This is a genomic window from Brevundimonas sp. AVps23W, assembly GCF_058681395.1.
The window spans coordinates 3,197,076-3,216,099 of the sequence record NZ_CM178738.1 but is presented as its reverse complement, the minus strand read 5'-3'; the positions used below and the strand labels follow the sequence as shown (position 1 = coordinate 3,216,099).

The window sequence follows — 19,024 nt, the reverse complement described above, 5'->3', positions numbered from 1 at the left end:
GCCGCAACATGTTGCGGTTAACCATGCGTTTACACCCTCGATATTGGCGTTATAGCCTGCTTCCCATGGGGCAGGAGCCGAATCAGTGAGCGCAGCGGCGCCTTGGAGCGTAAAGGGTATTGATCCGAAGGCCCGCGAGGTCGCCAAGGATCTTGCGCGCCGCTCGGGCATGACCCTGGGCGAGTGGCTCAACTCCATGATCATGGAAGACGAAGAGGAAGGCTACGCCACTCTGCCGCGTCGTCCGTCCGTCTCCGACAGCTTCGAACGTCGCGGCCGCAGCCGCCGTCTCGACGACGCCTATGACGCCGGCGACGAAAGCTGGCAGCGGATCAGCGCCTCCATCGACGCCATCGCCGCCCGTCTGGAGGCCGCCGAGCGCCGCTCGACCGTGGCGATCCAGGGCGTGGATCAGGCCGTGTCCGGCCTGGTGCGCCGCCTCGACGGCCAGGACGCCCAGACCAAGGGCCAGGCCCGCCGTCTCGACGAGATCTCCGAAGAACTGCGCGAGGGCCATCGCCGTCTGCGCACTTTCGAGCGCGACACCGGGCCTCAGGTTCAGGAGGGCTTCGGCAAGGTCGAACAGACCCTCGGCTCCCTGGCCGGTCGTCTGTACGACATCGAAGAGCGCCAGCGCTCGGGCGTGTCGGAACTGCGCCAGCGTATGGAGGCGGTCGAAAAGGCCGCCGGACCCGGCGTCGGCACGGACCTGCTGGCCCAGGTCGGCGCCCGCCTCGACCAGGCCCAGAGCCGCACCACCGAGGCGCTGAAGACGCTCGAGCGTTCGTTCGCCGAATTGGACCAGCGGCTCCGCGCCGCCGAGGGCCGCGTCGAACCCGAGGGCGTGCGCGACTCAGCGCGCCTTGAGAAACTGGCCGAGACCCTGTCTCGCCAGATCGAGAACAACCGCGCCGAGATGATGCAACGTCTCGACGCCGCCGAGACCGGCGCCCGGATCGACCGGATCGAACAGGCGGTCCGCACCGTCGGCGATCAGTTGAACGCGTCCGAGATCAAGGGCGCCCAGGGCCTGGAGGCCATGGGCCGCGAAGTCCTGAAGATCGCCCAGAACCTGAACGCCCGGGTCCAGACGGTTGAACGCGAGGCCGTCGGCCGCGCCGAGGCCATCACCCGCAGCGTCACCGACCTGGTCAGTCGCAAGGTCGACGCCGACCTGTCGCGCCACGCCGAACGCGTCGATCAGGAGTTCGCGCGCCACGTCGACCGCGTCGATCAGCGCCTGACGGCCAGCGACGACCGCCACGCCCTGGCGCTGGAGAAACTGGGCGGCGAGATCACCCGTATCTCGGACCAGCTCAGCGACCGCATCTCCCAGTCCGAGCGCCGCTCGCAGCAGGCGCTGGACGACATCGCGCGCCGCCTGTCGGAAAGCTCGGAAAAGATCGAGCAGCGCTATGACCGCGCCTCCGGCGAACTGGCCGAGCGGATGCGTCTCAGCGAGGAACGCACGGCCCGTCTGGTGGCCGAGGCGCGCGACACCATGGATGCGCGACGCCAGACCGCATCCCGCGACGACGCCTCGCTGGACATTCCCGACAGCGAACCGTCCGAACCGGCCCGCCGCGCCGTCGCCGAACGCGCCGCCTCGGTCTCGGTCTCGGCGCCGGTCGAGGCTGACTGGCGTTCGACGGTCTTCCCCGAGGATTCTTTCGACGCGGACGACGACTGGTCCATCGACCCCGTGTCGCCCGAAGCGGCCATGGCCTCGCCCTTCCCGACGGCGCCCTCCATGTCCGTCGTGTCCGAACCCGCGCGGCCGGAGCCGGAGCCTGAAGTCCAGCCTGAGCCGGCGACGTTTGCGGTCGCGCCCGAACCCGAGCCCGTCATCCAGCCCTTCGCCGGCTTCGGCGGCGCCGACGTCGACGACGCCCTGGACGCCACGGCAGGCGGGTTCGCCGCTTCGCTCGAAACGCCCCCCCTCGTGTCCGCCCCTGCCGCTGCTCCAGCCGCAACCCTGTCGGACGGCGACGACGACTTCCGCGGCGACACCGAGTTCGTCGACCCGCGCCGGATCCGGGCCAGCATGGGCGCCGCCGCCGCCGCCGGCCGCGCCGCCTCGACCCGCAGCACCATCGACGCCGCCCGCGCGGCCATGACCACGCCCGCCCTGCCGGCCGAGGCCCCGCCCCGCCAGGGCTTCGGCCTGGCGCCCAAGCGCGGCGGCAAGTCCAAGCTGCAGGAGCGGCTGGACAAGCAGGCCGCCCGTGACGGTTCGACGGTCAAGAAGGCCTTCCTGGCCTCGGTGACGGCCGTGGCCCTGACCGGCGGCGGCTACGCCTTCCTGACCATCGCCGATGGTTCGGGTCTGCCCGACATCGAACTGCCGGGCCTGACGGGAGCGGCCGCCGCCCCGGCCTCCTCCACCACAGACACGCCGATCGCCATGGCGATCACGCCGACCGACGCCGTTCCCACCGCCGACGCCGGCGCCGCCGAGTTCGAGCGCGCCGTGGGCCGGATCGAAGGCGGCGACATGGAGGGCGTCGAAGAGCTGAAACGCGCCGCCAACCTCGGCTACGCCCCCGCCCAGACCTATCTGGGCCAGCTCTATCTGACGGGCGCCAACGGCGTCTCCGCCAATCCCGCCGAAAGCCGCCAATGGGGCCGCCGCGCGGCCGAGGCCGGCGATCCCGGCGGCATGCACCTCTATGGGATGCAGCTCTACGAAGGCGACGGCGGCGTGGCCAACCAGGCCGAGGGCCTGATCTGGCTGCTCCGTGCGGCCGAGCGCGGGTTGACCGACAGCCAGTACAATGTGGCCCGTATCTATGAGACCGGCGCCGACGGCGTGGCCAAGAACCCCACCGAGGCCTTGAAGTGGTACATGATCGCCGCCCGCAATGGCGACAGCGAAGCCCAGGCGGCGGTCACCCGTCTGCGCCCCGCCGCCTCCGCCACCGCCCAGCGCGCCGCCCGCACCGCCGCCGACGCCTTCGTACGGCAGCAGGTGCAGGCCCAGGGTTAGGCTGCGGTAGCGCCCTAGGGTTAGATCTTAAACCTTTGCACCTACGGGTGGCGGCGCGTCGCCCGCGTCGCTAAACATCAGCTGTCGCCTTTCGGCGTCTCCCGTTCCGCTCCAGCCGAAGGCGCGTCCTTTGGACATCTATCTGCCGATCGCCGAGGTTTCGGTGAACTGGCCGACCCTGGTGATTCTGGGGGCGGTGGTCGGGTTCGTCTCGGGCCTGTTCGGCATCGGCGGCGGCTTCCTGATGGCGCCGATCCTGGTCTTCATGGGCATTCCCCCCACCGTCGCCGTCGCCAGCCAGGCCAGCCACGTCGTGGCCTCCTCGACCTCGGGCGTCATCCGCTATGCCGGCCAGGGCGCGGTCGATTTCAAGATGGGCGGGGTCATGGCGGCGGGCGGCGCTGTCGGCGCGATCGCGGGCGTCGAACTGTTCCGCTACCTGCGGCTTCTGGGCCAGGCCGATCTGGTCGTGGCCCTGTCCTATCTGATCTTCCTCGGCGTCATCGGATCCCTGATGCTGCACGAGAGTCTGTCCGAGATCCTGCGTCGCCGACGCGGCGAGCCGGCGCCGCGCAAGGATCGCCGTCGGCCCCTGTGGCTGTACGGCCTGCCGCTGCGGATGAAGTTCCCCAAGTCCGGCCTCTATATCAGCGCCCTGCCGCCGTTCGGCCTAGGCGTCTTCGCCGGCGTCCTGTCGGCTATCATGGGGGTCGGCGGCGGCTTCATCCTGGTGCCCGCCATGCTCTATGTGCTGCGGATGCGGGCCGGCGCCGTGGTCGGCACCAGCCTGTTCCAGATCATTATCACCACGGCCATAACCACTATTCTCCAGGCCGGGCGTAACCAGACGGTCGATATCCTGCTGTCCACCATTCTGCTGCTGGGCGGGGTGGTCGGGGCCCAGATCGGGGCGCGCTTCGCCGGCCGATTCCGGGCGGAGGAGTTGCGCGCCGCCCTGGGGCTGATCGTGCTGCTGGTCGGCATCCAGATGGGGCTGGACCTGTTCGTCCGGCCCAGCGACATCTTCCTGCTGGCGCCGGGGATCTCGGACTGATGCTGGCGCTTCCCCCTCCTCCGCCCGCGATAGAGGCGCCGGCGCCGGATCGGTCCGAGGCCACGACCGGCGAGTTGCGCGTCGCCGCCGCCCTGACCAATGCCCAGGTGCGGGTCGACTCCAGTTTCACGGGCGCCTCCATCGTCCTGTACGGCGCGGTGTTCAATCCGTCGGACCAGCCGGCGGACGTCGTCGTCGTGGTTCGGGGCCCCGACGCCCCCGTTCGTCTGGTCAAGAAGACCCGCAACATGGGCGTCTGGCTTAACAGCCGTCCGGTGCTGTTCGAGGGGGCGCCCGGCTTCTACATGACCGCCTCGACCCGCCCCCTGTCGGACATCGCGGACTTCGGCCAGCTGCGTCGCCTCGGCGTCGGCGTGGACCATCTGCGCATCGACGCCCCGGAAGAGGCCGGGACCGTGACCCGCTACGGGGTGCGCGACGTGGTCGTCAGCCGTCTGGGCGACGACTATCTGGATTGGCGCCGCGCCGTGATCCGGCTGAAAGAGGCGGCGGCCCTTTATGACACCGACCCCGACGGGGTTGAGTTCGTGGACCGCGGCCTGTTCCGGGCCGAGGTCAAACTGCCGACCGTCGCCCCGACCGGGAAATACTATGCCGAGGTCTGGCTGTTCCAGGACGGCGAACCCCGGTCGGTGTCCAACATGACCCTGACGGTCGAGAAGGTCGGGCTGGAGCGCGGCATCTATGAGTTCGCTCATCGTCGGCCCTGGCTGTACGGCCTGCTGTGCGTCGTGCTGGCGGCCCTGACCGGCTATGGCGCCTCGCGCCTGTTCAGCCGTCGCGACTGAAGCCCAGTTCGGCGCGCAGGGCCTCGGCCGTCAGCCCGTCCGCCCGCAGCTCCGCCAGGGTCACCGACCGGTCCCGCTTGGCGTAGCGCCGCCCATCGGGCCCCGTCAGCAGCCGGTGGTGGCGATAGACGGGCGCGGGCCAACCCATCAGCGCCTGAAGCAGGCTTTGCACATGGGTCGCCTCGAACAGGTCTTCGCCCCGGATCACATGGTTGATCCCCTGCAAAGCGTCGTCGTGGGTCACGGCCAGATGATAGGCGACGCCCGTATCCTTTCGCGCCAGCACCACGTCCCCCGCCGTATCCGGACGGACGGGCACGACGCCGGTCTCGCCGTTCGGACCGGCGCCCTGTTCGATGAAATGAAGCCCGGTCCAGGCCGCCTCGCCCAGGGCGTCACGCGCTCGATCCAGCGACAGCCGCCAGGCGAAGGGCTGTCCCTCTTCCAGAAGTCGGGCTTCCTCGTCTGCCGGATGCGGCCCCGGCCGCACCGCCTCGCTCGCCCCATGCGGCGCATTGCCGATGTGGTCGAGGATCTCTTTCCGGGTACGGAAACATCGATAGAGCAGGTCACGCGCCCTCAGGGCTTCGATCACCGCAGCATAGTCCGCCAGATGATCCGACTGGCGCCGAACCGGCGTCTCCCAGTCCAGCCCCAGCCAGGCGAGGTCTTCCAGGATGGCGGCCTCATGTTCCGGCCGGCAGCGCGTTGGATCGATGTCCTCGATCCTCAGCACGAACCGCCCGCCCGTCGCCTTCGCCGCCGACCAGGCGGTCAGGGCCGAAAAGGCATGGCCCTTGTGCAGGCGGCCGGTGGGGGAGGGGGCGAAGCGGGTGGCGAAGGTCAATCCGTGTTATCTCGCGCCAAGGCGCCGCTTGCGATGGCCCTATCGACTGCGGCGCGGATTTCCGTTTCGCCGATGAAGTCAAACAGCGCGATCAGTCGCTCCAGAGCAAAGCTGCTCTGGGCCATCGCCCAGCCCATGGCGTGTGCAACGGGGCCTTCAAAATGCGGCCAGGGCCCATTTCCCGCTTGATAGATGGTCAGAGGCGTGGGTTGCGGCAGGGTGATCGCCCCTGGCCGCAACTTTAGCCGCTCTTGCGTCATGGCGATTTCTTCGAAGAAAGAGTCGGAAGCGCACAACCGCGCCAGATGGTCGCCAAGGCGCCGCAACTGTTGCTTCAGCTGCAGTGCATCTCTTGATGGGGCAAAATACTCCCGGAACGACCTGTCCTGCAAAGCCGCCTGTTCCAGAAGGCCAAACAGGATGCGCCCGTATAGCGGCGTGACCGAAAAGGTGACGTGCAACGACGGGCCGTCCACCGCGATTGCGTCATGATACCAACCGCGCGGCAGATAGAGGACATCGCCGGGACACATGCGAATTTCGCGCATCACGGGGCCTCGACTCTGTTTCAGCCAGGCGCGGGTCTCCGGGGTATCCGGCGGGAATTCGACGGGATTGTCCGCGCGATTGGCGTAGAGCCGCCAAAGCTTCTCGCCCTCCAGCTGGACGACAAAGACATGGTGGAGGTCATAGTGGCTTTCGAAGGCCTGAACGTCTTTGAAGGAGCAGTAGATGTTGGCTCCGATCGCTGCGGCGAAGCGCTCGCCCAGCATCTGGGAGACCTCGGCCAGCGCTGGCGTCAGCGTCTGGACGTCGCCTGCCACCACGCTTGCCCCTTCGGCCATGAAGATAGCGACCTTGGCGGGGTCGGGCTGAGTTTGCACACCCGATTGCCCGCGCACGACCCGGCAGTAGTCCTCGGTTGGGATCGCAACGCCATTCCGGACCAGTTTCAGCGTCGAAGCCGTCCAGATCTGGCTTTGGTTCAGAAGGCCGGCGAAGCCGTTCCAATCGAGGATGCGGCGCTTGTCGCCCTCCTGTGTCGCCGGTACGTGGAGGGGGGCGCGATCATGGTGATCAGTCATGAAACGTTCGATGGCGAACGGCTGGAGCAAGTCGGCGAAGTCACGCATGGTGGCGACGCTAGATCGGAGAGATCATTGTGTCGACCGTCCGTCTCACCTCCACCCCTACGTCCGCCGACATCGCCACCGCGCGTCAGGCCCTGGCCGACGCCGATCCCGCCCTGGCGCGCGCCCATGCCCAGACGCCGGCGTTCGAGTGGCGGCTGCGGCCCGGCGGCTACGAAGGCCTGTTCCGCATGATCGTCGAACAACAGGTGTCGGTCGCCGCCGCCGCCTCGATCTGGGCGCGCACCATTCAGGGACTGGGCGGAACGGTGACGCCGGACGCCGTGCTGGCCCACGACATCGACGCCCTGCGCGCCTTTGGCCTGTCGGGCCAGAAGGCAAAATACGGCCGCGAGATCGCCCTGGCCCAAGTCGAGGGCCGCATCGATCTGGACCATATGCAGACCCTGTCCGACGAGGAAGCGATCACCGCCCTGACCGCGATCAAGGGCGTCGGCAAGTGGACGGCCGAGACCTATCTGATGTTTTGCGATGGCCGGCTGAACGTCTTTCCAGGCGGCGACGTGGCGCTTCAAGAGGCGATGCGCTGGGCCGACCGCGCCGAACTTCGCCCGACCGAGAAACAGGCCTATGTCCGCGCCGAAATCTGGCGACCGCATCGCGGTGTGGCTGCACATCTGCTGTGGGGGTGGTATGGCGGCGTCAAGCGGGGCGAGATCGCTCTGGAGGACCTGACCGCGTGACCCCGCTCGATCCCACCCTGACCGAGCCCCTGCGCGATCCCCGCACGGTGCTTTCCGCCCTGGACTTCGCCGGGGTGGCGGTCTTCGCGGCGACCGGCGCCCTGGCCGCCGCGCGCGAGAAGCACGACGTCATCACCTTCGCCTTCTTCGCCGCCATCACCGGAGTCGGAGGCGGCACCCTACGCGACCTGCTGCTGGGCCTGCCCGTCTTCTGGGTTCAGGACTGGCGCTATATGGCCATCTGCCTGCTGGCGGCCGTGGCCATCTGGCTGATCGGTCAGCGTGACTGGCGGTTCCGCGCCCTGCTGTGGCTCGATGCGATAGGGCTGGGCGCCTATGGGGTCATGGGGGCGGCCAAGGCCGAGGCGGCCGGCGCCCACCCGCTGATCTGTATCGTCATGGGCACCCTGACCGCCTGTTTCGGCGGGGTGGTGCGCGACACTCTGGCGGGCCAGCCCTCGATCCTGTTGCGGCGCGAGATCAATGTCACCGCGGCCATACTGGCGGCGACCCTCTATATCATCCTGCGGATTCCCGAGGCGCCGATCTGGCCCGCCGCCATCGTCGCCGCCGTCGCCGGCTTCATGCTGCGGGCCGGGGCTCTGCGCTGGGGCTGGACCCTGCCGGGCTTCCCCGAGCGAAATTGAGCCCGTTTCGTCGTCTCTTCGTCATGGCGGCGTCTTCGAATCGGGCGTAGGCTGAACGCCTCGGACTTAGGGAAGGAGACGCGTCTTCAATCCTGTAGCTTCCATACCCCCCGCCGCGAACGGGAGGGCCTGATGCAGGTCCTCCACCGACCGCCGTCGGGCTTCCCCGCCCTCGTTCTGAACGCGGACTTCCGGCCGCTGTCCTACTACCCGCTGTCGCTCTGGCCGTGGGAAGAGGCGGTCAAGGCGGTCTATCAGGACCGGGTGGACGTGGTGTCGCTGTATGACAAGGTGGTCCGCTCTCCGTCGATGGAGATGCAACTGCCCAGCGTCATCGCGCTGAAGAACTATGTCGATCAGGATCGCAGCCCCGCCTTCACCCGTTTCAACGTCTTCCTGCGCGACGGCTTTGCCTGCCAGTACTGCGGGGAATCGACCGAGCTGACTTTCGACCACGTCATCCCCCGCTCGCATGGCGGCCGGACGACCTGGGAGAACATCGTCGCCGCCTGCGGTCCCTGTAACCTCACCAAGGGCGGCCGCACCCCGCGTCAGGCCATGATGCCGATCCGCCGCGAACCCTACCGCCCCAATGCCTGGCAGCTCCAGGAAGCAGGCCGCCGTTTCCCGCCTCACTATCTGCACCAGAGCTGGCTCGACTACCTCTACTGGGACATCGAGCTCGAACCCTAGGGTTTCCTCGGGGTTTCCCGGCCCAAGTGCGCCTGATCGTGGTCCGCCGACTGGACGCACTCAATCCTGGGCGCCGGGAACAGCCGTCAGCTGCCGGGCTGTAGGGGAGATGGTCGTCAGGCCTTTTCGTCCGCGACCCGTTGGGCGGCTGCGACGGCTCCGTTCCGACTGAGCGACAGATAGGCGGCCTTAACCGCCGCCACGAACTGGCCGTTGGCGGCGAGCGGGGCCGGAAAGACGGCGGACAGGCCCAACAGGGCCGAGACCCGCGCCGCGTCGTTTTCGGCGCCGGCCAATCGTTCAGCGGTGCTCGCCGCCAGCGGGTCCTCGACGACGAAGGTTTCGCCGTTCTCGGTCACGCCCGATTGCCATTTCATCCAGGCCGCCACGCCCAGAGCCAGGGCCCGGATATCCTGCCCGGCCGCCAGGCGTGCGGCGGCGCCGGCCAGCAGGCGCTGGGGCAGTTTCTGCGATCCGTCGATGGCGATCTGGCGGGTGCGATGCATCAGGGCGGGGTTCGAGAACCGGGCCATCAGTGCCGCGCGATAGGCGGGGATGTCCAGGCCCGGCGGCGGGTTCAAGGTCGTCTGGGCCTCGTCCCACAGGGCCTCGATATAGGCGCGGAAGGCGGGGACGGCGATCACCTGGTGGACATACTCATGCCCGGAGAGGGCGCCGAGGTAGGCGATGGCCGAATGGGCGCCGTTCAGCAGGCGCAGTTTAGCGTCCTCCCACGGTTCTACGGCATTGGTCAGCTGTACGCCCAGAGTGGCGAAGTCGGGCCGATCGCCCGCGAACCGGTCCTCAATCACCCATTGGGAAAAGGGCTCGGCCTTGACCATGCCCCGGTCCTCGATCCCGAGGGCGGCGGCCAGGCGGGCGATATCTTCGGGCGTCGTCGCCGGGACGATCCGGTCGATCATCGTCTGGGGAAAGGCGCCCTCGGCCTCGATCCAGTCCGCCAGATCGGGGTCGATGATACGCGCCATGGCGAGGACGCCGGCGCGAATACGTTTGCCGTTGTGAGGAAGATTGTCGCAACTGATGACGGTAAAGGGCGCCAGGCCTGCGGCCCTGCGGGCCCGCAGGGCCGCGACGATGAAGCCAGGCGCGGTCCGGGGCGCGGCGATGTCGGCCAGATCAGCGGCGACGTCAGGATCGTCCAGCAGCAGGTCGCCCGTCGCCGGGTCCAGACGATAGCCCTTCTCGGTCACGGTCAGGGTGACGATATGGACGTCGGCGTCGGCCATGGCCGCGACCAGTGCGGCGGGATCTTCCGGCCCCACCAGAACACCGCGGCCGGCCCCGATCACTCGCAGATGTTCGTCCGAGCCTTCACGAACCACCAGGGTGTAGAGACCGTCCTGCGGATTGAGCTGATCACGCACGCCCGGCGACCGCAGCGAGGCGCCCAGCACGCCCCAGCGCAGGTCGCCGCTCTTCAGCGCATCGTCGAACACCACCGCCTGGTGGGCGCGGTGGAAGGCGCCGATGCCCAGATGGACCACGCCGGTCTTAACCCGGGCGCGATCGTAACCGGGGATGGCGACGTCGGCGCGCAGGCCTGTCAGCGCGGCGTTGGAAAGACGGCTCACAGCTTGTACGCCGCCTTGACTAGGCCATAGGTCAGGGCGTGGGCCAGTTCGTGGGCCTCGTCTTCTTCCATCCGGTGTTCGACCACCAGCTTGGCCAGGAAGCCGCAATCCATGCGCCGGGCCACGTCGTGGCGGGCGGGGATCGACAGGAAGGCGCGGGTGTCGTCGTTGAAGCCGACGGTGTTGTAGAAGCCGGCTGTCTCGGTGACCTGTTCGCGGAAGCGGCGCATGCCCTCGGGACTGTCGTGGAACCACCAGCTGGGCCCCAGCTTCAGCGCCGGATAGTGACCGGCCAGCGGCGCCAGTTCACGGCTGTAGCTGGTCTCATCCAGGGTGAAGAGGATCAGGGTCAGGCGGCTGTCCGATCCGAACCGGTCCAGCAGCGGTTTCAGCGCGCGGACATAATCCGTCTGGGTCGGGATATCGCAGCCCTTGTCGCGTCCGAAGCGATTGAAGACGGTAGCCGAGTGATTGCGGAAACTGCCGGGGTGGAGTTGCATCACCAGCCCGTCCTCGACCGACATGGCGGCCATTTCGGTCAGCATCTGGCCCCGGAACAGTTCGGCGTCGGCAGGCGTCGCCGGGCCGGTTGAGATGCGGCGGAACAGGGCCTCGGCCTCAGCCCTGGGCAGGTCGGCGGTGAAGGCGGTCGGGTGGCCATGGTCGGTCGAGGTCGCGCCCATTTCGATGAAGTAGGCGCGGCGATCCCGCAAAGCCTGGAGGTAGCCGTCCCAGCTCAGCGTGTCGCGTCCGGTCTGTTCGGCCAAAACCTTCAGATTGTCGCGGAACCCCTCGTAGTCAGGATCCAGAACCGGGTCGGGGCGATAGGCCGTCAGCACCCGCCCCTTCCAGCCCGACGCCTTGATGGTCTTGTGATGCTCCAGCGTGTCGAGCGGGCTCTCGGTCGTGGTCAGGACCTCGATATTGAAACGCTCGAACAGGGCGCGGGGCCTAAAGGCGTCGGTCCTTAGCGCGGCGTCGATGACGTCGTAATAATGGTCCGCCGTCTCGGCTGACAGGCGTACGTCTATGCCGAAGGCTTCGGCGTAAACCCAGTCGTGCCAGATCCGCGAAGGCGTGCCCCGGAACAGGTGGTAGTTCTCGGCGAAGCGGCGCCAGATCACACGCGGATCGGTCTCGACCGGGCCGCCGTCCGTACGGGGAACGCCCAGGTCTTCCATCGCCATGCCCTGCGAGTGCAGCATGCGGAAGACGTAGTGGTCGGGCGTGATCAAAAGTTCGGCCGGATTGGCGAAAGCCTCGTTCAGCGCGAACCAGCTCGGGTCCGTATGGCCGTGCGGGCTTATGATCGGCAGGCCCTTGATCTCGGCATAGAGGCGACGGGCCACTGCGCGCGTGTCGGCGTCCGCTGGAAACAACCGGTCCGGATGAAGACGAAGGGGCAGGGACATAGGATTGGTCCTTCGGAGCGGGCGGTCCAGCAGTGTATGCCACCGGTCACCTTCGTGAGCGAGCGCGGTCGAGGACGTCTCTTCAGCCGCGCGGCAGGATGAAGGCGGTAGAAGGTCGCGCCCGGTGATCGAATGCGGCGGCGCGGATGGCGCCTCGGAAAGGGCTGACGCGGTTGTAGCGACACCCAATCGAACATCGGCCCGCGCCTTGGGGGGTGAAGGCCAGGGGCGCCTGATCCTGCAGAACCCCATCGACGAAACTGCTGTAGACGCCGTCGCCAAATGTCTGGGCCACATGGAACCAGCGTCCGACCGGGAACCGCTTGGCCTCGGTGATCAGGGTATGGTTGTAGCCAGGCCCCTTGGCGAAGGCGTCCAACCACCATTCGCCATCGCGGGTGCGGATCTCGAACAGGATTCGCGTGTCGGTGGCCTGTCCGTCGGGGCCGGTCTCCTGAAGATGGAACCAGCGCTGCTCGAACGCGCCGCCCTCGGGCCGGAACAGGGCCTCGAAGGTGAATTCAGCGGCGCCCGCGAGGGGATGAGCGTCCAGGAACAGGGCGTCATCCTGGCCGTCGAAGCGGACCCCGTCGCCCCAGGGCGTCTCCACCAGGCTCGGCGCGCCCTCGATATGCAGAGGAAGCCCGTCGACCTGGCGTAGATTGTCGAAGGTCCAGATCCGCGCGGCGTCTCGCGAAGCCGCAGCGCCCCCCATCGTCGCGCATCCCCCGGCCGTGAGGCCCAGGCCGACGGCGGCGGCGCGCCTCGTGATCATTCCGTCTCTCCCAGGCAAGGGAAGGAGGGCGCCGAGTGAACGGCGCCCTCGCGATCAGAACCGGTACCGCGCGCCCACATAGAGCTGACGGCCGGTGTGATGATAGACATAGGTGCTGTCGCGCGAGCCGCCGAGATCGCCGTGGTTCTGGCGGTTCTCCTCGTCCGTCAGGTTCAGCCCTTCCACCGAGAAGCTCAGATTGTCGGTGAGGTTATAGGAGGCCGAGGCGTCGATCGTCGTCGTTTCCGACTTGCCTTGGAAGGGGATCAGGCCGGTGGCGCCGTTCGAGCCGGGGATGTTCTGGTAGTAGGCGTCGCGATAGGCGGCGGAAATCCGAGCGTTCAACTTGCCATCGTCATAGTAGAGCGTGGCGTTCCAGGCTTCCGGCGACAGGTTGATCAGGTCCGCAGGAACAATGACGGTGCAGGCGGGTGTCGTGCAGTAGTCGATCTCGGACTCGACGTGGGTGTAGTTCAGCAGCGTGCCGAGGTTCGAGAACGGACCAGGTAGGAAGCTAAAGGTCTGCTGATAGCTGATCTCGAAACCCTTCAGCGGCCCACCCTCTGTGTTGGTGGGGGTGGTAAATGCGAACGGGAGAGCCGCGTCGCGCGCCCCCGCAGGGAAGGCAACGGGATTCAGCGCCGTCAATTCGGCATAGGTCAGAGGTTGCTGCGCCGTTTGCACGAAGGTCGAGATGTCCTTGTAAAAATAGGCGAAGGACAGCAGGGCTTCGGGCGCGAAATAATATTCGACCGACAGGTCGTAGGTCTTGGCGCGGTAAGGCTCCAGTTCGACATTACCTAGCGAGGCCGTGTTGCTGGCCGCGCCGACGGCGCTCAGCGTGAAGACTGGCACCAGGCTGGTGACCGGCGGCCGCGACATCACCTTGGCCGCGCCGAACCGGACGATCAGATTATCCATCGGTTCGACGGCGAGGTTCAGCGACGGCAGGGTGTCTTCATACTCGTTGACGCCCGTCACCGGGGTCGCCACGCCGCCGACGTTCGAATAGCCCAGGGCCTCGACCTCGGTCTTGACCTGACGAACGCCCACATTGCCGCGGAACGGCAGACCCATGATCTCCGTGTCCCAGTCCGCCTGGACGAAAGCGCCGGTGTCCTTTTCCGTCACGTCGCGCCAGTTGCCGTAGGTCGAGGTGTTACCGTTCAGGCCGATCAGCCGGAAGTCGCCGCCCGCGACCCCGGTGTTGCAGTTGCACTGGTAATCCCAGACGTCCTGAAGCGCGCCCAGATCCGGGCGAATCCAGGAGGTGGCCGAACCGGCGGGCAGATCCAGATTGTTGCCGAAGCCTTCCAGAAGATTGGTGACGTCCGCCATCGATACACCGGCCGGCAGGGCCGGGGCGCCGTTGGTCAGGCGCGCGAAGGCGCGGCTGCTCGACTCATACTCCTTGCGGCTGACGCCGGCCTTCAGCGTCAGGCTGTCGGTCAGCTCGAACTCCAGGTTGGCCTCGCCGGTCGTATAGACGTTCTCCTGGAAGTTGGAGCTGGAGCGCAGCTCCGAACGGGGCTGGGCGCCCGTGGGGCCGACGATCGACCATTGAGCTGGATCGGTGACGTCGAAGCCCCAGTTGATGGCCGGCAGATTGCGGTTTTCGCGGAAGTCGTAGGAATAGCCGTCGACGTTCTGGCGATCGATGATGGCGCTGACCTGCACCGGATTGCCGAAGCTTGACTCGGCGCGACCGACCAGGCCGTTGAAGCGCAGGCGATCCGAAAACTCATGCTCGACCGCAAAGGTCATCTGCTTGAATTCGGTCTCCAGCACGTCGAACCGCGACTCGCTGCGGATATCCATGTCGTCGAGACGGGCGTAGATCATCTCGCCGGTGTCAGGATCGATCTCGAAATCGACGATATCGACCTGGGGCTTGCCGCCCTGATCAGCGCCGCGGCTGAGCGACCAGGCCTGGAGGAAATTCTCGGTGCGCGTCGAATCCAGCTTCGAGTACAGCATGTCCATCGTGAACAGGGTCGGCCCGTTACCCGGACGCGCCTGCAACGACAAAGTCGCGCCCAGACGTTCCTGGCTGTGCTCCAGGCTGCCGTAGCGCGGGATGCGCGGGTGGTAGGTCGTCGCGGCGCTGGGCAACACAATGCCGTTCTGGAAACCGCCATCGGCGCTGGCTGGTCCCCAGCGCACCGAGCTGAACCCCTCTTCAAGGCTGTCGCGCTCGCTGTAGGCGATGGAGAACAGAGCCCCAAGCTGGTCGTCGGCCCAGGTGTTGGAGACCAGGGCGGCGAAGCGGGGGCTCCAGTCTTCCGACAGATCATTATAGCCGTACTGGCCCGAGATCGCGCCCTGGAAGCCCATCTTGTCGAACGGACGGCTGGTCCTCAGGTCCACAGTGGCGCCCAGAGATCCCTCCTCGATCTCGGCCGACGAGGTCTTGCGCACGGTGATGTTGTTGAACAACTCAGAGGCGAAGACGTTGAAGTCAAAGCCCCTGCCGCGGTTCACGCCGCCCGATGAGTCGGTCGCGCCGGTCGAGGCCTGAGCCTCGATGCCGTTGATGCGGGTGCGGGTAAATTCAGAGCTCAAACCGCGTACCGTCAGGCTGCGCCCCTCGCCCGCGTCCCGGTCGATCGAGACGCCGGGAATACGCTGGATCGACTCCGCCAGGTTGGTGTCGGGGAAGTCGGCGATGTCCTCGGCGGAAATCGCATCGACAACGCCGGCCTCGCGTCTTTTAATGTTCAGGGCGTTCTGCAGACTGGCGCGGAAGCCGGTGACGACGATCTCACCCACTTCTGCGGCGTCGTCGGCTTCAGGTTGGGCCGGTTGGGCGGTCTGGGCTGCGGCGTCATGCGCCATGACAGCCAGGGTCAAAGCGCCCAGCGATGCGGTGGTCGTCAGTGCGCGACGCACGAATTTATGGCGTTGGTTCATTTTCAAATCTCCTCCCAGGTCTGGCGTTCAGGGATTCGGATCGCCCCCGTTTCACCGCCCGCTGCTGGCGGGCGACACCGGTGTCAGTTCTGGTTTGCCAGATCACTGCCACCGGTGTCATAGAGGTTGTACACACAGTTTCTAGCCTGTGGCAAGAACAAGGCGACAGGTGTTCAGCCGGTTATATTCGGCGGGTGGCCTGAAACAGAAGCGCATGGCGACCGGCGCGACAGACTGCCGGCGAGGACAGGAGGCGAAATGACCCAAGCCCATGAGGTCGAGACCAAGGCGCGACCGCCCGTCGTCAGCCGCCGTGCAGCCCTGGCGACAGGTCTGATGGCTGCGGCTCTGCCCAGCGCCGTCTTAGGCGCGTCCAGAAGAGGCGACCCGCGCGTCCTGACGACGACCGGCCCGATCGTCGGGGTTCGTCAGCAGGCGATCAGCGTCTTCAAGGGCCTGAGATACGGCGCGCCGACGAAACGATTCCAGCCGCCTGAGCCGCCGACGCCGTGGCGCGACCCAGCGCCCGCCACCACCTTCGGCGCAGCCAGTCCGCAGCGCGGCAGTGAATCGAACCAGAGCGAAGACTGTCTGTTCCTCAATGTCTGGACCCAGGCTCCCGACGCCGGGCGACGACCGGTCATGGTCTATATCCACGGCGGCGCCTATGCGACCGGCTCGGGCAGTCACCCCCTCTACGATGGCTCGCGTTTGGCCGAGCACAGCGACGTGGTGGTGGTGACGCTGAACCATCGGCTCAATGTCTTCGGCTACGCCTATCTGGCGCGGTTGGCGCCGGGGTTTGAGGATTCGGGCAATGTCGGGCAACTGGACCTGATCCTCGCCCTGCGCTGGATCAGGGACAATATCGCAGCCTTCGGGGGCGACCCCGACCGGGTGATGCTGTTCGGCCAGTCTGGCGGCGGGGCCAAGATCGCCACCTTGATGGCCACGCCGGCGGCCCAGGGGCTGTTCCACCGCGCCGCGACCATGAGCGGCCAGCAGGTTACGGCCTCCGGCCCGATCAACGCCACGACCCGCGCCACGACCTGGCTGAAGGCGCTGGGCCTGACGCCGGACCGCGCAGCGGAAGCGGCGACTATGCCGATCGAACGACTGCTGGAGGCCCAGACCGCAGAAGACCCGATCCTGGGCTTCGGCGGCCTGTATTTTGGCCCGGTGCTCGATTTCCGCACCCTGTCCCGTCACCCCTTCTATCCCGACGCCGCGCCCCAGGGGCGTTCGATCCCCATGATCATCGGCAATACGCGTGAGGAAACCCTCGGCTTCATGGGCGACGACCCCAGGAACGTCGGCCTGACCTGGGACACCCTGGCTGCGCGGCTGACGCCCGGCGTCATGCGGATCGACATCACGCCCGAGGCGGTGATCGCCGGCTATCGCGCCATGCACCCCGACTGGTCGCCGGACCAGGTGCTGATCGCCGCGACCACCGCCGGACGCTCGTGGCGAGGCGCGGTGATCGAGGCGGAAGAACGGGCCCGCGCCGGCGCGCCCGCCTGGGTCTACCAACTCGACTATCCGGGCACGATGCCGTCAGGCCGCAAGGGCGCCTTCCACACGGCCGACATTCCCTTGGTGTTCGACAATGTCGCCTCGCCCGAGTCCCGCGTTAACGGCCCCGGCGCCCAGACCGTGTCGGACGCCCTGCGCAAGGCCTTTGTCGCCCTGGCCCGAGACGGCGATCCCAATCACCCCGGCCTGCCGCGTTGGGACCGCTACGCGCTGCCGCGCCGCCAGACGATGCTGTTCGATGTGACCTCGCAAATGACCGACGATCCGCGGGGCGATGAACGCCGGTTCTTTTCAGCCATCCCCTATATCCAACCCGGAACCTGAGTGTCTTGGCCTTCGGATTGGATAGTGAAGTCCCTGCCTACGTGATGAAAAGCGACGCGAACTCATCACATCGCCATGAACGAGATGATGGAGTGCAGTCGTGAGCCGCGTCCTGATCCTGAACCCCGCCGACGACGTCGCCATCGCCCTGGACGACATCGCGACCGGGGACGCGCCCGAGGGTTTGGACGGGCCCGCGCGTGCGGACATCGCCACCGGGCATAAGATCGCGCGCCATGCGGTGGAGGCGGGTGGGCTCGTCCGCCGCTATGGCCAGGTCATCGGCCGCGCCAAGGCCGCCATCGTCGCCGGGGATCACGTCCATGTCCACAACCTGGCCATGGCCGAGGATGGGCGCGAGGCCGAGGTCGGGGCCGATCTACGGCCGCCGGCGCCGCTGTCCGGCGCGACCTTTAACGGCATTGTCCGACCGGAAGGGCGGATCGGAACCCGCAACTATGTGGGCGTCCTGACCAGCGTGAACTGTTCGGCCACGGTCGCGCGACGCATCGCCGACGCCTTTCCGGATTCAAGCCTGCCCGAAGGCGTCGATGGGGTCGTGGCCTTCACCCACCAGGGCGGTTGCGGCGGCTCTTCGCTCAGCAGCGACGTGACCCTGTTGCAGCGGACCCTGGCCGGCTACGCCCGTCATCCGAATTTTCACTCCATCCTGATTGTCGGCCTGGGCTGCGAAGCCAATCAGATCCCCGCCTGGCTGGCCAACGAAGGTCTGGAGGCGGGGCCGCACCTCCGCGCCCTGACCATACAGGAGGCCGGCGGCACGGCGCGCGCCATCGAGGCCGGAATAGGGATCGTTCGTGATCTGGTCGTCGAAGCCGCCAAGGTTCAGCGCCAGCCGGTGTCCGCGTCTCACCTGACGGTGGGCTTGCAGTGCGGCGGATCGGACGGCTGGTCCGGCGTCACGGCCAATCCGGCTCTGGGCGCGGCGGTGGATCTGCTGGTGGCGCACGGCGGTTCGGCCATGTTGTCCGAGACGCCGGAAATCTGGGGCGCGGAACATCTGTTGCTGCGGCGCGCGGCGTCGCAGGCCGTGGCGGACAGGCTGAATGCGCGTCTGGCCTGGTGGCGTGACTATGCCGAGCGGCATCAGATGGAACTGAATAACAACCCGTCGCCCGGCAATCTGAAGGGCGGGCTGACAACCATATTGGAGAAGTCGTTGGGCGCTGTGGCCAAGTCGGGGGCCACGCCGCTGAACGATGTGATCGGCTATGCCGAGCCGCTGAGGGTCAAGGGGCTCAGCTTCATGGACAGCCCTGGCTACGATCCTTGCTCGGCGACGGGCCAGATCGCCTCGGGCGCCAATCTGATCGTCTTCACGACAGGCCGGGGCTCGGTCTTCGGCGCCAAGCCGGCGCCTTCGATCAAGGTCGCCTCCAACGCCAAACTGGCCAACTGGATGGACGAGGATATGGACATCGACGCCTCGCCCGTCCTGACCGGGACCAGTCTGGCCGAGGTCGGCGCGGCCATCTTCCAGAAGATGCTCGACGTCGCCTCGGGCGAACCGTCGAAGTCCGAGGTTTTGGGCATCGGCGACAATGAGTTCGTGCCCTGGCAGGTGGGGGCCTATCTCTAGGC

The 19,024-nt window shown here is 67.2% G+C and carries 14 protein-coding genes; 8 read left to right on the top strand and 6 right to left on the bottom strand.

What is annotated here, in order from left to right:
• Positions 1 to 85 precede the first annotated feature (85 nt).
• The 3 genes from ACW177_RS15585 to ACW177_RS15575 all read left to right on the top strand — a co-directional run bounded on the left by ACW177_RS15585 (position 86) and on the right by ACW177_RS15575 (position 4,849).
• Positions 86 to 2,986, top strand: a complete 2,901-nt coding sequence (locus tag ACW177_RS15585) for an SEL1-like repeat protein (RefSeq protein ID WP_492026581.1) — start codon at positions 86 to 88, stop codon at positions 2,984 to 2,986.
• 130 nt (positions 2,987 to 3,116) lie between these two features.
• A complete protein-coding gene (locus ACW177_RS15580) occupies positions 3,117 to 4,040 on the top strand; it encodes a sulfite exporter TauE/SafE family protein (protein ID WP_492026580.1) in 924 nt (307 codons plus the stop codon).
• The gene (locus ACW177_RS15575) at positions 4,040 to 4,849 is read left to right on the top strand and encodes a TIGR02186 family protein (RefSeq protein WP_492026579.1); all 810 of its coding nucleotides are present in this window, start codon (positions 4,040 to 4,042) and stop codon (positions 4,847 to 4,849) included. The genes ACW177_RS15580 and ACW177_RS15575 overlap by 1 nt, the downstream gene beginning before the upstream one ends.
• On the opposite strand, the gene gluQRS is transcribed toward ACW177_RS15575, so the two are convergent.
• Positions 4,833 to 5,696, bottom strand: coding sequence for a tRNA glutamyl-Q(34) synthetase GluQRS (gluQRS, locus tag ACW177_RS15570; protein WP_492026578.1), 864 nt, complete (start codon positions 5,694 to 5,696; stop codon positions 4,833 to 4,835). The genes ACW177_RS15575 and gluQRS overlap by 17 nt on opposite strands.
• Entirely contained in the window at positions 5,693 to 6,829 is a 1,137-nt protein-coding gene (locus ACW177_RS15565) for a JmjC domain-containing protein (protein WP_492026577.1), read from the bottom strand. The genes gluQRS and ACW177_RS15565 overlap by 4 nt, the downstream gene beginning before the upstream one ends.
• Before the next feature lie 29 nt (positions 6,830 to 6,858).
• Here ACW177_RS15565 and ACW177_RS15560 point away from each other — a divergent pair, with 29 nt between their 5' ends.
• The 3 genes from ACW177_RS15560 to ACW177_RS15550 all read left to right on the top strand — a co-directional run bounded on the left by ACW177_RS15560 (position 6,859) and on the right by ACW177_RS15550 (position 8,870).
• Positions 6,859 to 7,530 carry a DNA-3-methyladenine glycosylase family protein gene (locus ACW177_RS15560; protein ID WP_492026576.1) on the top strand — a complete coding sequence of 224 codons (672 nt, stop codon included), beginning with the start codon at positions 6,859 to 6,861 and terminating at the stop codon, positions 7,528 to 7,530.
• Positions 7,527 to 8,177: a trimeric intracellular cation channel family protein gene (locus tag ACW177_RS15555; protein WP_492026575.1), complete on the top strand. Its 651-nt coding sequence runs from the start codon at positions 7,527 to 7,529 to the stop codon at positions 8,175 to 8,177. The genes ACW177_RS15560 and ACW177_RS15555 overlap by 4 nt, the downstream gene beginning before the upstream one ends.
• Before the next feature lie 132 nt (positions 8,178 to 8,309).
• Positions 8,310 to 8,870, top strand: coding sequence for an HNH endonuclease (locus tag ACW177_RS15550; protein WP_008264308.1), 561 nt, complete (start codon positions 8,310 to 8,312; stop codon positions 8,868 to 8,870).
• 116 nt (positions 8,871 to 8,986) lie between these two features.
• Here the strand turns inward: ACW177_RS15550 and ACW177_RS15545 are convergent, their stop codons facing one another.
• The 4 genes from ACW177_RS15545 to ACW177_RS15530 form a co-directional block, all read right to left on the bottom strand.
• Positions 8,987 to 10,465, bottom strand: a complete 1,479-nt coding sequence (locus ACW177_RS15545; RefSeq protein WP_492026574.1) for a mannitol dehydrogenase family protein — start codon at positions 10,463 to 10,465, stop codon at positions 8,987 to 8,989.
• Positions 10,462 to 11,877, bottom strand: a complete 1,416-nt coding sequence (gene uxaC, locus ACW177_RS15540) for a glucuronate isomerase (RefSeq protein WP_492026573.1) — start codon at positions 11,875 to 11,877, stop codon at positions 10,462 to 10,464. The genes ACW177_RS15545 and uxaC overlap by 4 nt, the downstream gene beginning before the upstream one ends.
• 82 nt (positions 11,878 to 11,959) lie before the next feature.
• Positions 11,960 to 12,652 (bottom strand): LamG-like jellyroll fold domain-containing protein, encoded by a 693-nt coding sequence (locus tag ACW177_RS15535; RefSeq protein WP_492026572.1) that lies wholly within the window; start codon positions 12,650 to 12,652, stop codon positions 11,960 to 11,962.
• Positions 12,653 to 12,706: 54 nt separating this feature from the next.
• On the bottom strand, positions 12,707 to 15,562 hold the full coding sequence (locus tag ACW177_RS15530; RefSeq protein WP_492026571.1) for a TonB-dependent receptor: 2,856 nt from the start codon (positions 15,560 to 15,562) through the stop codon (positions 12,707 to 12,709).
• A 258-nt stretch (positions 15,563 to 15,820) separates the two neighbouring features.
• On the opposite strand from ACW177_RS15530, the gene ACW177_RS15525 reads away from it, so the two are divergent.
• Positions 15,821 to 17,422: a carboxylesterase/lipase family protein gene (locus ACW177_RS15525; protein ID WP_492026570.1), complete on the top strand. Its 1,602-nt coding sequence runs from the start codon at positions 15,821 to 15,823 to the stop codon at positions 17,420 to 17,422.
• 100 nt (positions 17,423 to 17,522) lie between these two features.
• Positions 17,523 to 19,022, top strand: coding sequence for a UxaA family hydrolase (locus ACW177_RS15520; RefSeq protein ID WP_492026569.1), 1,500 nt, complete (start codon positions 17,523 to 17,525; stop codon positions 19,020 to 19,022).
• Positions 19,023 to 19,024 lie beyond the last annotated feature (2 nt).